Raw genomic sequence first — 13,967 nt, forward strand, 5'->3', positions numbered from 1 at the left:
GAGCGACCCCTTACAGCTTCATCAGGCTGGCGTCGTCGACCGAGGCCGAGTGGCGGGAACGGAACAGCGACACGATGATCGCGAGCCCGACCACGACCTCCGCGGCGGCGACGACCATCGTGAAGAAGGCGATGATCTGGCCGTCGAGATTGCCGTGCATCCGGGAGAAGGCGACGAACGCGAGGTTGCAGGCATTGAGCATCAGCTCGATGCACATGAACAGCACGATCGCGTTCCGCCTGATGAGCACGCCGGTGGCGCCGATCGTGAACAACAGGGCGGCGAGATACAGGTAGTTGACCGGGTTCACTTGGACGCCTCCTCGGCCCGCTTGAAGTGCGGCGGCTCGATCGCGGTGCGCTCCAGGCGCTCCTCGGCGCGCTGCTCGATGGCCTTGAGGTCGTTCAGCGCCTCCACCGAGACGTCCCGGATCTGGCCGCGCTCGCGCAGGGTCTTGCTGACCGTGAGCTCCGACGGGGTGCCGTCGGGCAGCAGGCCGGCGATGTCGACGGCGTTGTGCCGCGCGTACACACCGGGTGCCGGCAGCGGCGGCAGGTGCTTGCCCTCGCGGACGCGCTGCTCGGCGAGCTCGCGCTGGGTGAGGGCCCGCTCGGTGCGCTCGCGGTGGGTGAGGACCATGGCGCCGACGGCGGCCGTGATCAGCAGGGCGCCGGTGATCTCGAAGGCGAAGACGTACTTGGTGAAGATCAGGGACGCCAGGCCCTCCACGTTGCCGCCCGCGTTGGCCTGGCCCAGGCCGTTGAACTCCTTCAGGGAGGCGTTGCCGATCCCGGCGGCCAGCAGGATGCCGAAGCCGAGGCCGCACAGCAGGGCCAGCCAGCGCTGGCCCTTGACGGTCTCCTTCAGGGAGTCCGCCGCGGTGACACCGACGAGCATCACCACGAACAGGAACAGCATCATGATCGCGCCGGTGTAGACGACGATCTGGACGACGCCCAGGAAGTAGGCGCCGTTGGCCAGGTAGAACACCGCCAGGATGATCATGGTGCCGGCCAGGCACAGCGCGCTGTGGACGGCCTTCTTCATCAGGACGGTGCACAGGGCGCCGATCACCGCGACCGTGCCGAGGACCCAGAACTGGACGGCCTCTCCGGTGGAGGTGGAGTAGGCGGCGAGCTGCGCGCTCATCGGCCGATCACCTCCTCGGAGGCGGGTTCGTCCGGGCCGAACGTGGACGACGCCTCCTGCGGGGCCTCGCCCTTGGAGACGGCGACCTGGCGCTCCGTGCCGGGCGCGGCCTCGGTCACCAGGCCCCGGTAGTAGTCCTGTTCGTCCATCCCCGGGTAGATGGCGTGCGGGCTGTCGACCATGCCCTCGTCCAGACCGGCGAGCAGCTGCTCCTTGGTGTAGATGAGGTTGGCACGGCTGGAGTCGGCCAGCTCGAACTCGTTGGTCATCGTCAGCGCGCGCGTGGGGCACGCCTCGATGCACAGGCCGCACAGGATGCAGCGGGCGTAGTTGATCTGGTAGACGCGGCCGTAGCGCTCACCGGGCGAGTAGCGCTCCTCGTCGGTGTTGTCCGCGCCCTCGACGTAGATCGCGTCGGCGGGGCAGGCCCAGGCGCACAGCTCGCAGCCGACGCACTTCTCCAGGCCGTCCGGATGGCGGTTGAGCTGGTGCCGTCCGTGGAAACGCGGAGCGGTGGTCTTCTGCTGCTCCGGGTACTGCTCGGTCAGCCGCTTCTTGAACATGGCCTTGAAGGTCACGCCGAAGCCGGCGACGGGGTTCTGGAAGCCGGGCTTCGCCTGCCCGGACTCCTTGGGCTCCTCAGCCATCGGACGCCTCCTTTCCATCCAGCGATCCGTCACTGTGAGTATCGGGCCCACCACTGACAATCAGCTCCCGGTCCCGGCGCGAGCGGCGACGGGGCGCCGCCGGCAGCTCCTGTCCGGGCAGCGGCGGCACGGGGAATCCGCCCGCCATCGGGTCGAACGCGGCGGGTTCGGCGGGCGCCGCCTCCGTCTGCTTGCCGCGGTCGCGGAAGAGGTCCGCGACGAAGGAGAGCAGCAGCAGGACGAGCACGCCGCCGCCGACGTACAGGGCGATGTCGGCGAAGTCGTAGTTCTCGTTGCGCAGGGCCCGCACGGTCGCGACGAGCATCAGCCAGACCAGGGAGACCGGGATCAGGACCTTCCAGCCGAGCTTCATCAGCTGGTCGTAGCGCACGCGCGGAAGCGTGCCGCGCAGCCAGATGAAGAAGAACAGCAGCAGCTGCACCTTGACGGTGAACCAGAGCATCGGCCACCAGCCGTGGTTGGCGCCCTCCCAGAAGCCGCTCACCGGCCACGGGGCGCGCCAGCCGCCGAGGAAGAGGGTCACGGACACCGCCGAGACGGTCACCATGTTGACGTACTCGGCGAGCATGAACATCGCGAACTTGATCGACGAGTACTCGGTGTTGAAGCCGCCGACCAGGTCGCCCTCGGACTCGGGCATGTCGAACGGCGCCCGGTTGGTCTCACCGACCATGGTGACGATGTAGATGACGAACGACACCGGCAGCAGCACGATGTACCAGCGGTCCGCCTGCTGCTCGACGATCGTCGACGTCGACATGGACCCCGAGTAGAGGAACACCGACGCGAAGGCGGCGCCCATGGCGATCTCGTACGAGATCATCTGCGCGCAGGAGCGCAGGCCGCCGAGCAGCGGATACGTCGACCCGGAGCTCCAGCCCGCGAGGACGATGCCGTAAATGCCGACCGAGGCGACCGCGAGGATGTAGAGCATCGCGATCGGCAGGTCGGTGAGCTGCATCGTGGTGCGCGTGCCGAGGATCGAGATCTCGTTGCCGGCCGGGCCGAAGGGGATCACCGCGATCGCCATGAAGGCCGGGATGGCCGCGACGATCGGCGCGAGGACGTAGACGACCTTGTCCGCGCGCTTGACGATGAGGTCTTCCTTCAGCATCAGCTTGATGCCGTCGGCGAGGGACTGGAGCATCCCCCAAGGGCCGTGCCGGTTGGGGCCGATGCGCAGCTGCATCCAGGCGACGACCTTGCGCTCCCAGACGATGGAGAACAGCACGGTCACCATCAGGAAGGCGAAGCAGAAGACCGCCTTGATCGCGACGAGCCACCAGGGGTCGCGGCCGAACAGGGAGAGGTCTTCGGCGGCGAGGTACCAGCTCATGACTCCACCTCCTTGGGGGCCTCGGCGGCGAGGGTCGCCGGACCGATGCGGACGAGGGAGCCGGGCTGCACCCCGGCGTCGGAGGCCACGCCCCGGCCGGTGGAGTTCAGCGGGAGCCACACCACACGGTCAGGCATCTCGGTGACCTCCAGGGGCAGTTCGACGGTGCCGGAAGGGCCGGTGACGGTCAGGACGTCGCCGTCCTTCACGCCCGCCTCGACCGCAGTGGCCGCCGACAGACGCGCGCGTGCCGCGTGCCGGGTCCCGGCGAGCGCCTCGTCGCCCTGCTGCAGGACACCCTGGTCCAGCAGCAGCCGGTGCCCGGCGAGCACGGCCTCCCCGGCGGCGGGCCGGGGCAGCACGCCCCCGGTCTCCAGCGGCTCGGTGGCCCGCGGCCCGTCCCAGGCGCCGAGCCGGTCCAGCTCCGCGCGCGTGGTGCGCAGATCCGGCAGACCCAGATGTACGTCCATGGCGTCGGCCAGCATCTGCAGCACGCGCGCGTCGGCGGGAGCCAGGCGGCGGGTCATCTGGTCGGGCTTGAGGGCGGCCTCGAAGAAGCGCACCCGGCCCTCCCAGTTGAGGAAGCTGCCGGCCTTCTCGGCGACCGCCGCGACCGGCAGCACCACGTCCGCGTGGTCGGTGACCTCGCTGGGCCGCTGTTCGAGCGACACCAGGAAGCCGACCTCGGCGAGTGCCTCACGCGCGCGTGCCGGGTCGGGCAGGTCGGCGACCTCCACGCCCGCCACCAGCAGCGCCCGCAGCTCGCCGGAGGCCGCGGCCTCGACGATCTGGCCGGTGTCACGGCCGTAGCGGTGTGGGAGTTCGGCGACGCCCCAGGCGGCCGCCACCTCCTCACGCGCGCGCGGGTCGGTGGCCGGACGGCCGCCCGGCAGCAGCGACGGCAGCGCGCCCGCCTCGATCGCGCCGCGCTCACCGGCCCGGCGCGGGATCCACACCAGCCGCGCGCCGGTCGCGGACGCGGCCCGTACGGCGGCGGTGAGCCCGCCCGCGACGGCCGCGAGGCGTTCGCCGACCAGGATCACGGCGCCCTCGGTGCGCAGCGCCTCGGCGCACAGCCCGCCGGGCTCCTCCAGTCCGACGCCGCCCGCGAGCGCGTCCAGCCACTCGGTCTCGGTGCCGGGAGCGGCCGGCAGCAGTGTGCCGCCCGCCTTCTGCAGGCCGCGGGTGGCGTGTGTGGCCAGCGCGAACACCCGCTGGCCGTGCTTGCGCCAGGCCTTGCGCAGCCGCAGGAAGACGCCGGGCGCCTCCTCCTCGGCCTCGAACCCGACCAGCAGGACGGCGGGCGCCTTCTCCAGCGAGGTGTACGTGACGCCCGTACCGTCGAGGTCACGGCCGCGGCCGGCGACCCGCGCGGCGAGGAAGTCGGTCTCCTCGCTGCTGTGCACCCGCGCGCGGAAGTCGATGTCGTTGGTGTCGAGCGCCACGCGCGTGAACTTGCTGTACGCGTACGCGTCCTCGATGGTCAGCCGGCCGCCCGTGAGCACGCCGGTGCGGCCGCGGGCTGCGAGCAGACCCTCGGCCGCGGCCTGGAGCGCCTCCGGCCAGGAGGCGGGGGCGAGTTCACCGTCGGCGCCTCGTACGAGCGGCGTCTCCAGCCGGTCGCGCAGCTGCGCGTACCGGAACGCGAAGCGGCCCTTGTCGCAGATCCACTCCTCGTTGACCTCGGGGTCCGGGGACGCCATGCGCCGCATGACCCTGCCGCGCCGGTGGTCGGTGCGTGTGGCGCAACCGCCGGAGCAGTGCTCGCACACCGAGTGCGAGGAGACGAGGTCGAAGGGGCGGGAGCGGAACCGGTAGGCCGCCGAGGTGAGCGCACCGACGGGGCAGATCTGGATGGTGTTGCCGGAGAAGTACGACTCGAAGGGGTCGCCCTCACCGGTGCCGACCTGCTGGAGCGCGCCCCGCTCGATCAGCTCGATCATCGGGTCGCCCGCGACCTGGTTGGAGAAGCGGGTGCAGCGCGCGCACAGCACGCAGCGCTCGCGGTCCAGCAGCACCTGGGTGGAGATCGGCACCGGCTTCTCGTACGTCCGCTTCTTTCCCTCGAAGCGGGACTCGGCCTGGCCGTGGGACATGGCCTGGTTCTGCAGCGGGCACTCGCCGCCCTTGTCGCAGACCGGGCAGTCCAGCGGGTGGTTGATGAGGAGCAGCTCCATCACGCCGTGCTGCGCCTTCTCGGCGACCGGGGAGGTCAGCTGAGTCTTCACGACCATCCCGTCCGTACAGGTGATCGTGCAGGACGCCATGGGCTTGCGCTGGCCCTCGACCTCGACGATGCACTGGCGGCAGGCGCCGGCGGGATCGAGGAGGGGGTGGTCGCAGAAGCGGGGGATCTCGATGCCGAGCTGTTCGGCGGCCCGGATGACCAGAGTGCCCTTGGGCACGCTGATCTCGATGCCGTCGATGGTCAGCGTGACGAGGTCTTCCGGCGGGACCGCCGCCTCGCCTCCTCCGGAGGGAGCGCTGGTGGTCACTGTCATGCGTTCACCTCCGTACGGTCGGCCCAGGCCGTCGACTTGGCCGGGTCGAAGGGGCAGCCGCGGCCCGTGATGTGCTGCTCGTACTCCTCGCGGAAGTACTTCAGCGAGGAGAAGATCGGCGAGGCGGCGCCGTCGCCGAGGGCGCAGAACGACTTGCCGTTGATGTTGTCGGCGATGTCGTTCAGCTTGTCGAGGTCGCTCATCACGCCCTTGCCGGCCTCGATGTCGCGCAGCAACTGCACGAGCCAGTACGTGCCTTCGCGGCAGGGCGTGCACTTGCCGCAGGACTCGTGGGCGTAGAACTCGGTCCAGCGGGTGACGGCCCGCACGACGCAGGTCGTCTCGTCGAAGCACTGGAGCGCCTTGGTGCCGAGCATGGAACCCGCGGCGCCGACTCCTTCGTAATCAAGAGGGACGTCGAGGTGCTCGTCGGTGAACATCGGCGTCGAGGAGCCGCCGGGCGTCCAGAACTTCAGCCGGTGCCCGGGCCTCATTCCGCCGCTCATCTCCAGCAGCTGGCGCAGGGTGATGCCGAGCGGGGCCTCGTACTGGCCGGGGCCGGCGACATGGCCGCTGAGCGAGTAGAGCGTGAAGCCCGGGGACTTCTCGCTGCCCATCGACCTGAACCATTCTTTTCCGTTTTGCAGGATCGCGGGAACCGACGCGATGGACTCGACGTTGTTCACAACAGTCGGGCAGGCGTAGAGACCTGCCACCGCAGGAAAGGGGGGACGCAGCCGCGGTTGACCGCGGCGGCCTTCGAGCGAGTCGAGGAGAGCGGTCTCCTCACCGCAGATGTACGCGCCCGCACCCGCGTGCACGGTGAGTTCCAGATTCAGACCGCTGCCCAGGATGTTCTCGCCGAGGTAGCCGGCCGCGTAGGCCTCGCGCACGGCCTCGTGCAACCGCCGCAACACAGGGACGACTTCACCACGCAGATAGATGAAGGCATGAGACGACCTGATGGCATAACACGCGATGACAATGCCCTCGATGAGGCTATGCGGGTTCGCGAAGAGGAGCGGGATGTCCTTGCAGGTTCCGGGCTCCGACTCGTCGGCGTTGACAACTAGATAGTGCGGCTTTCCATCTCCCTGAGGAATGAACTGCCATTTCATTCCGGTGGGGAATCCCGCGCCGCCGCGCCCACGCAGACCGGAGTCCTTGACGTACGCGATCACGTCGTCCGGCGACATGGCGAGCGCCTTGCGGAGTCCCTCGTATCCTTCGTGCCTTCGGTAGACGTCCAGCGTCCAGGAGCGCTCCTCGTCCCAGAAGGACGACAGCACGGGTGCGAGCAGCTTCTCGGGGCTGGTGTCTTTCAGCTCGGGTGCCAAGGTCATCACTCCCCCTCCTCGGCGGTGGGCCCTGCCGGGTGGGCGGGGTCGGATGCCGACGTGTCCTGTGGCGCATCGTGCGAGCTGAGGTGCTCGGACGGTGACGGCTCGTGCACCCTGTCCTGCGGCTCGTCGTGCGGTCCGCCGTCACGCGGGTGGACCACGCGCGCGGGTGCGGTCTCTCCCTTGGCCAGGCGGAGGCCCACCAGCGAGGCGGGTCCCGCGCTGCCGCTCGCCTCGACGGCCCCTGGCCGCTCGTCGGGGAAGCCGGCCAGGATCCGCGCGGTCTCCTTGAAGGTGCACAGCGGTGCCCCGCGCGTGGGCGAGACCGTCCGCCCGATGCGCAGGTCGTCCACGAGGCGCTTGGCGCTCTCGACGGTCTGGTTGTCGAAGAACTCCCAGTTGACCATCACGACCGGCGCGAAGTCGCAGGCCGCGTTGCACTCGATGTGCTCCAGGGTGACCTTGCCGTCGTCGGTGGTCTCGCCGTTGCCGACGCCCAGATGCTCCTGGAGGGCGTCGAAGATCGCGTCGCCGCCCATCACCGCGCACAGGGTGTTGGTGCAGACGCCCACCTGGTAGTCGCCGGAGGGCCTGCGCCGGTACATGGTGTAGAAGGTGGCGACGGCGGTGACCTCGGCCGTGGTCAGGCCGAGCATGTCGGCGCAGAACTGCATGCCGGTGCGCGTGACGTGGCCCTCCTGCGCCTGCACGAGGTGCAGCAACGGCAGGAGGGCGGAGCGGGAGTCGGGGTAGCGGGCGATGACCTCGCGCGCGTCACGCTCCAGCCTTTCGCGGACGTCGTCCGGGTAGCCGGGCGCGGGCAGCTCGGGCATGCCCAGGCTGACGCCTCGCTCGGCTCGCTCCGAGGATGAGGTGGTCACCGGTCGACGCCTCCCATCACGGGGTCGATGGACGCGACGGCGACGATGACGTCGGCGACCTGGCCGCCTTCGCACATCGCCGCCATGGCCTGCAGGTTGGTGAAGGACGGGTCACGGAAGTGGACCCGGTAGGGGCGGGTGCCGCCGTCGGAGACGGCGTGTACGCCGAGTTCGCCCTTGGGGGACTCGACGGCCGCGTACGCCTGTCCCGGCGGGACGCGGAAGCCCTCGGTGACCAGCTTGAAGTGGTGGATCAGGGCCTCCATGGAGGTGCCCATGATCTTCTTGATGTGGTCGAGGGAGTTGCCGAGGCCGTCCGGGCCCAGGGCGAGCTGGGCGGGCCAGGCGATCTTCTTGTCGGCGACCATGACCGGGCCGGGCTGGAGCCGGTCCAGGCACTGTTCGACGATCCCGAGCGACTGGCGCATCTCTTCCACGCGGATCAGGAAGCGGCCGTAGGCGTCGCAGGTGTCGGTGGTCGGGACGTCGAAGTCGTAGGTCTCGTAGTCGCAGTAGGGCTGCGTCTTGCGCAGGTCGTGCGGCAGGCCGGTGGAGCGCAGGATCGGGCCGGTGGCGCCGAGGGCCATGCAGCCGGCCAGGTCGAGATAGCCGATGTCCTGCATGCGGGCCTTGAAGATGGGGTTCCCGGTGGCGAGCTTGTCGTACTCCGGGAGGTTCTTCTTCATCTTCTTCACGAACTCGCGGATCTGGTCCACCGCGCCGGGCGGCAGGTCCTGGGCGAGTCCGCCGGGGCGGATGTACGCGTGGTTCATCCGAAGGCCGGTGATCAGCTCGTAGAGGTCCAGGATCATCTCGCGGTCCCGGAACCCGTAGATCATGATCGTGGTCGCGCCGAGCTCCATGCCGCCGGTGGCGATGCACACCAGGTGGGAGGACAGCCGGTTCAGCTCCATCAGGAGCACCCGGATGATCTTGGCTCGCTCGGTGATCTGGTCCTCGATGCCGAGGAGCTTCTCGACGGCGAGGCAGTAGGCGGTCTCGTTGAAGAAGGACGTGAGGTAGTCCATGCGCGTGACGAAGGTGGTGCCCTGCGTCCACGTGCGGTACTCGAGGTTCTTCTCGATGCCGGTATGCAGATAGCCGATGCCGCAGCGGGCCTCGGTGACCGTCTCGCCCTCGATCTCCAGGATCAGGCGCAGCACCCCGTGGGTGGAGGGGTGCTGGGGGCCCATGTTGACGACGATGCGCTCGTCGTCCGCGCGGGCCGCGCTTTGGACGACCTCGTCCCAGTCGCCGCCGGTGACCGTGTAGACGGTGCCTTCGGTGGTCTCGCGCGGAGTTGCGTGCTGCGTGCTCATGAGTACGACCTCCGCTGGTCCGGAGCCGGGATCTGGGCGCCCTTGTACTCGACGGGGATGCCGCCGAGGGGGTAGTCCTTGCGCTGCGGGTGGCCCTGCCAGTCGTCCGGCATCATGATCCGCGTCAGGGCCGGGTGACCGTCGAAGACGATTCCGAAGAAGTCGTAGGTCTCGCGCTCGTGCCAGTCGTTCGTCGGGTAGACGGCGACGAGCGAGGGGATGCGCGGGTCGGCGTCGGGGGCGCTGACCTCCAGGCGGATCAGCCGGTTGTGGGTGATCGAGCGCAGGTGGTAGACGGCGTGCAGCTCGCGGCCCTTGTCGCTCGGGTAGTGGACGCCGCTGACCCCGGTGCACAGCTCGAAGCGCAGGGCCGGGTCGTCGCGCAGGGTGCGGGCGACGCGCGGCAGATGTTCGCGCTCGATGTGGAAGGTGAGTTCGCCGCGGTCGACGACCGTCTTCTCGATCGCGTTCTCGGGGAGGAGGCCCTGCTCCTCCAGCGCGCCCTCGAGTTCGTCGGCGACCTCGTCGAACCAGCCGCCGTAGGGCCGGCTCGCCGGTCCCGGTAGGCGGACCGAGCGGACCAGGCCCCCGTAGCCGGTGGTGTCGCCGCCGTTCGCGGCGCCGAACATGCCGCGCTGGACGCGGATCTCCTCGCCGCCCTGGCCGCGCTGGCCGGGGAGGTTCTCGGCGGAGAGCGCCTTCTCGGGGTTGACGCCGTTCGCGTCCTTGGGTGCGTCGCTCACCGCAGCAGCCCCTTCATCTCGATCGTGGGCAGGGCCTTGAGCGCCGCCTCCTCCGCCTCGCGGGCCGCTTCCTCGGCGTTCACGCCGAGCTTGGAGGACTGGATCTTCTGGTGGAGCTTGAGGATCGCGTCCATCAGCATCTCCGGCCGGGGCGGGCAGCCGGGGAGGTAGATGTCGACCGGGACGATGTGGTCGACGCCCTGGACGATGGCGTAGTTGTTGAACATGCCGCCCGAGGAGGCGCAGACCCCCATGGAGATCACCCACTTGGGGTTCGGCATCTGGTCGTAGACCTGCCGGAGGACCGGCGCCATCTTCTGGCTGACCCGGCCGGCGACGATCATCAGGTCCGCCTGGCGCGGGGATCCGCGGAAGACCTCCATGCCGAAGCGCGCCAGGTCGTAGCGACCGGCGCCGGTGGTCATCATCTCGATGGCGCAGCAGGCGAGTCCGAAGGTGGCCGGGAAGACGGACGCCTTGCGCACCCAGCCCGCGGCCTGCTCGACGGTGGTCAGCAGGAATCCGCTCGGCAGCTTTTCTTCGAGTCCCATGTCTTAAAAGGCCCCTCAGTCCCATTCCAGGCCGCCGCGCCGCCACACATAGGCGTAGGCGACGAAGACGGTGAGCACGAAGAGCAGCATCTCCACGAGCCCGAACACACCCAGGGCGTCGAAGGTGACGGCCCAGGGGTAGAGGAAGACGATCTCGATGTCGAAGACGATGAAAAGCATCGCCGTCAGGTAGTACTTGATGGGGAAGCGCCCGCCGCCGGCCGGCGTCGGTGTCGGCTCGATGCCGCACTCGTAGGCCTCGAGCTTGGCGCGGTTGTACCGCTTCGGACCGATCAGCGTGGCCATGACCACGGAGAAGATCGCAAAGCCTGCCCCGAGGGCTCCCAGTACGAGGATGGGCGCATACGCGTTCACCGCTCCTCGCTCCTCTCAGTCGGCACTGACTGCTGGCGGGTTGCATCGGGCTCACAAGCGCCCCACTGCTCCCTCGAACCCCGCTTGTCCCGGGCCAAGATCGAGAACATGTGAAGCAGGTCACAAGCCCAACTGCCTCGCATCTTATGCCCGCCGCTCTGTGATCTGCGACACGGGGTCTTACACCAGCTTTGTGATCTCCACCACCTGACGAAGGATCATGAAGTCGGATGAGCGGTGATCTTCACACGCGAAGCGTCCGAGTGATCACCAGACGTGACATTTTCGCTCGTCAGGGCAGCTCAGAGGGGTCGTCTCCATATCAAGAGACTTCCGCTGCATGCAAATTGGCGCTGGACGGGACCGCTTGGTAGAGGGCGGCGTTCACACATCAGAGGGAGGTGCGGGGCGGGGTGTGGACGTGTGCACGCGTTCACGAGCGCGAGGGCCGTCGTCTGCCCGCGCGGGACGCGGCCGACACGGTGACCGTTCCGTGACCTGCGCCACATTCATGAGAGGCCGATGAGAAGCGGGCTTGGCCAACGGTCGCAACCAGTGGTAGGCCCCGGGGCAATCCGGACGTAACGACGAAAGCCCATGATCACAGGCTTGACAGGGTGCGTCCGCAATGTCCGTTACGGCGTCAATAAAGAGCGACGCGTACGGGTTTCGGGGGCCCGATTGAACAACTGTGGCGCAGGCCACGTTTCTTGAAGGTATGGAGGAGCCCCTGATACCGATTGCTCTCATGTCCCACACCGCTCACATACGCAGCCACCGGAAGCCCCGCCGCAACGCGTCCTCGACGCTCGCGATGCGCGCCGGAGTTGCCGGTGGCGTCCTCAGCATGGCGGCGGCGGGTGCGTCGGCCTCGGCGAACGCCGCCGAGCCGGTGACGCAGACGCTCGAACTGCCCACCCTGACGGCGGACCTGGCCACCCAGGTCGCCGAGTCCGCGGACGCCACGGAACTGGCCGCCGCGAACTACGAGCTCGAGGCCGAGCGTGACGCGGCCGCAGCCCAGGCCGCCAAGCAGGCCAGGGCGGACCTGGCGGTGGCCAAGAAGAAGGCCGCCGCCAAGAAGAAGGCCGAGGAGGAGGCAGCCCGCCGGGCCGCCGCCGAGGAGGCCGCCTCCCGCGCCGCGGAGCGCGAGGCCCTCGCCACCACGTCCGCGAGCGCGGACAGCACCGCCGGCTCCGCCGACACCACCGTCTCCACGCCGGCCAGCGGCTCCGTCGCGACCGTCATCGCCTTCCTCAAGGCGCAGGTGGGCGACGCCTACATCATGGGTGCCACGGGCCCCGACGCCTGGGACTGCTCCAGCCTCGTGCAGGCCGCCTTCCGTGAGGTCGGCGTGGACCTGCCGCGCGTCTCCCAGGACCAGTCGATGTTCGGCACCGAGGTCGGCACCTCCAACCTCCAGGTCGGCGACATCCTGTACTGGGGCGGTAAGGGCTCCGCGTACCACGTGGGCGTGTACATCGGCGACGGCCAGTACCTGGACGCGGCCAACCCGTCCAAGGGCGTCGTCATCCAGGATCTGTCCGGCTACCCGGCGTCGGGTGCGGTGCGCGTGCTCTGAGCCGCGCAGCGCGTACCCGCGCACGCGAAACCGGGTGAACCGGGTGAACCGGATGAAGGGCCGCAGCCGCTCGGGGGCAGCGGCCCTTCGCCGTACCCCCGAAGCGGCAGGACGGCGGCCTCAAGCCGTGGAGGCCGCCTCGTTGCCCCCGAAACCCCCGAAGGGGCCCGGCGGCCTCCCCCAAGGGGCAGGGCGGCCTCAGGCCTTGGGTGCCACCTTGCTCAGGCCGTTGATGATGCGGTCCATCGCGTCGCCGCCCGTGGGGTCGGTGAGGTTGGCCAGCAGCTTGAGGGTGAACTTCATCAGCATCGGGTGGGTCAGACCGCGCTGGGCGGCGATCTTCATGACCTTGGGGTTGCCGATGAGCTTCACGAAGGCGCGGCCGAGGGTGTAGTAGCCGCCGTAGGTCTCCTTCAGCACGCGCGGGTAGTGCTGGAGCGCCATCTCGCGGCCCGCGGGCGTGGAGCGGGCGTGTGCCTGGACGATGACGTCGGCGGCGATCTGGCCGGACTCCATGGCGTAGGCGATGCCCTCGCCGTTGAAGGGGTTCACCAGGCCGCCCGCGTCACCGACGAGCAGCAGCCCGCGCGTGTAGTGCGGCTGGCGGTTGAAGGCCATGGGCAGGGCCGCGCCGCGGATCGGGCCGGTCATGTTCTCCGGGGTGTAACCCCAGTCCTCCGGCATGGAGGCGCACCAGGCCTTGAGGACCTCGCGCCAGTCCAGCTCCTTGAAGGAGTCGGAGGTGTTCAGCACGCCGAGGCCGACGTTGGAGGTCCCGTCGCCCATGCCGAAGATCCAGCCGTAGCCGGGCAGCAGCCGGTCCTCGCCGGGGCCGCGGCGGTCCCACAGCTCCAGCCAGGACTCCAGGTAGTCGTCCTCGTGGCGGGGCGAGGTGAAGTACGTCCGTACGGCGACGCCCATCGGGCGGTCCTCGCGGCGGTGCAGGCCCATCGCGAGGGACAGCCGGGTGGAGTTGCCGTCGGCGGCGACCACCAGCGGGGCGTGGAAGGTGACTTCGCGCTTCTCACCTGAGTCGCCGAGCTTGGCGGTCACACCGATGATGCGGCCGGTGCGGTCGTCGACGATCGGGCCGGAGACGTTGCACTGCTCGTACAGCCGGGCGCCCGCCTTCTGGGCCTGGCGGGCGAGCTGCTCGTCGAAGTCGTCGCGCTTGCGGACGAGTCCGTAGTCCGGGAAAGAGGCTAGATCCGGCCAGTCGAGCTGGAGGCGGACGCCGCCGCCGATGATGCGCAGGCCCTTGTTGCGCAGCCAGCCGGCCTCCTCGGAGATGTCGATGCCCATCGACACCAGTTGCTTGACGGCCCGTGGGGTCAGGCCGTCGCCGCACACCTTCTCGCGGGGGAACTCGGTCTTCTCCAGCAGAAGGACGTCCAGGCCGGCCCTGGCAAGGTGGTACGCGGTGGTGGAGCCGGCTGGCCCCGCGCCCACGACGATCACATCAGCGGTGTTGTCGGAGAGAGGCTCAGTCACGACGGCCACGGCGGGATCTCCCCAAGGCTCG

13 protein-coding genes are annotated in these 13,967 nt (G+C 69.3%); 1 reads left to right on the top strand and 12 read right to left on the bottom strand.

All coding sequences use genetic code 11. The features are described 5' to 3' along the window. Positions 1-10: 10 nt before the first annotated feature. From nuoK to ACIQ6Y_RS30970, 11 genes are read right to left on the bottom strand one after another with little or no spacing between them, the layout of a single operon-like run. On the bottom strand, positions 11-310 hold the full coding sequence (gene nuoK, locus ACIQ6Y_RS30920; RefSeq protein WP_053760538.1) for an NADH-quinone oxidoreductase subunit NuoK: 300 nt from the start codon (positions 308-310) through the stop codon (positions 11-13). Beyond that, a complete protein-coding gene (locus ACIQ6Y_RS30925; protein ID WP_404043835.1) occupies positions 307-1,149 on the bottom strand; it encodes an NADH-quinone oxidoreductase subunit J in 843 nt (280 codons plus the stop codon). The genes nuoK and ACIQ6Y_RS30925 overlap by 4 nt, the downstream gene beginning before the upstream one ends. Next, the gene (nuoI, locus tag ACIQ6Y_RS30930) at positions 1,146-1,796 is read right to left on the bottom strand and encodes an NADH-quinone oxidoreductase subunit NuoI (protein WP_404043837.1); all 651 of its coding nucleotides are present in this window, start codon (positions 1,794-1,796) and stop codon (positions 1,146-1,148) included. The genes ACIQ6Y_RS30925 and nuoI overlap by 4 nt, the downstream gene beginning before the upstream one ends. Beyond that, complete coding sequence (nuoH, locus tag ACIQ6Y_RS30935) at positions 1,789-3,153, bottom strand: NADH-quinone oxidoreductase subunit NuoH (protein WP_404043839.1); 1,365 nt, start codon at positions 3,151-3,153, stop codon at positions 1,789-1,791. The genes nuoI and nuoH overlap by 8 nt, the downstream gene beginning before the upstream one ends. Beyond that, on the bottom strand, positions 3,150-5,654 hold the full coding sequence (locus ACIQ6Y_RS30940; RefSeq protein WP_404043841.1) for an NADH-quinone oxidoreductase subunit G: 2,505 nt from the start codon (positions 5,652-5,654) through the stop codon (positions 3,150-3,152). The genes nuoH and ACIQ6Y_RS30940 overlap by 4 nt, the downstream gene beginning before the upstream one ends. Then, positions 5,651-6,997, bottom strand: coding sequence for an NADH-quinone oxidoreductase subunit NuoF (gene nuoF, locus ACIQ6Y_RS30945; RefSeq protein ID WP_404043843.1), 1,347 nt, complete (start codon positions 6,995-6,997; stop codon positions 5,651-5,653). Before nuoF ends, ACIQ6Y_RS30940 begins: the two co-directional genes overlap by 4 nt. Next, complete coding sequence (gene nuoE / locus ACIQ6Y_RS30950; protein WP_404043845.1) at positions 6,997-7,875, bottom strand: NADH-quinone oxidoreductase subunit NuoE; 879 nt, start codon at positions 7,873-7,875, stop codon at positions 6,997-6,999. The genes nuoF and nuoE overlap by 1 nt, the downstream gene beginning before the upstream one ends. Continuing rightward, positions 7,872-9,194 (bottom strand): NADH-quinone oxidoreductase subunit D, encoded by a 1,323-nt coding sequence (locus ACIQ6Y_RS30955; RefSeq protein WP_404043847.1) that lies wholly within the window; start codon positions 9,192-9,194, stop codon positions 7,872-7,874. The genes nuoE and ACIQ6Y_RS30955 overlap by 4 nt, the downstream gene beginning before the upstream one ends. Beyond that, positions 9,191-9,937 carry an NADH-quinone oxidoreductase subunit C gene (locus ACIQ6Y_RS30960; RefSeq protein WP_404043849.1) on the bottom strand — a complete coding sequence of 249 codons (747 nt, stop codon included), beginning with the start codon at positions 9,935-9,937 and terminating at the stop codon, positions 9,191-9,193. The genes ACIQ6Y_RS30955 and ACIQ6Y_RS30960 overlap by 4 nt, the downstream gene beginning before the upstream one ends. Then, entirely contained in the window at positions 9,934-10,488 is a 555-nt protein-coding gene (locus ACIQ6Y_RS30965) for an NADH-quinone oxidoreductase subunit B family protein (RefSeq protein WP_007383964.1), read from the bottom strand. The genes ACIQ6Y_RS30960 and ACIQ6Y_RS30965 overlap by 4 nt, the downstream gene beginning before the upstream one ends. A 15-nt stretch (positions 10,489-10,503) precedes the next feature. Further along, a complete protein-coding gene (locus ACIQ6Y_RS30970) occupies positions 10,504-10,863 on the bottom strand; it encodes an NADH-quinone oxidoreductase subunit A (RefSeq protein WP_007383963.1) in 360 nt (119 codons plus the stop codon). Between the two features lie 718 nt (positions 10,864-11,581). Here ACIQ6Y_RS30970 and ACIQ6Y_RS30975 point away from each other — a divergent pair. Further along, the gene (locus ACIQ6Y_RS30975) at positions 11,582-12,445 is read left to right on the top strand and encodes a C40 family peptidase (RefSeq protein ID WP_404043851.1); all 864 of its coding nucleotides are present in this window, start codon (positions 11,582-11,584) and stop codon (positions 12,443-12,445) included. A 198-nt stretch (positions 12,446-12,643) separates the two neighbouring features. On the opposite strand, the gene ACIQ6Y_RS30980 is transcribed toward ACIQ6Y_RS30975, so the two are convergent. Further along, complete coding sequence (locus ACIQ6Y_RS30980) at positions 12,644-13,945, bottom strand: geranylgeranyl reductase family protein (RefSeq protein ID WP_404043853.1); 1,302 nt, start codon at positions 13,943-13,945, stop codon at positions 12,644-12,646. Positions 13,946-13,967 lie beyond the last annotated feature (22 nt).

Origin of the sequence: Streptomyces sp. NPDC096205 (genome assembly GCF_044763135.1) — a bacterium.
Lineage (GTDB): Bacteria > Actinomycetota > Actinomycetes > Streptomycetales > Streptomycetaceae > Streptomyces.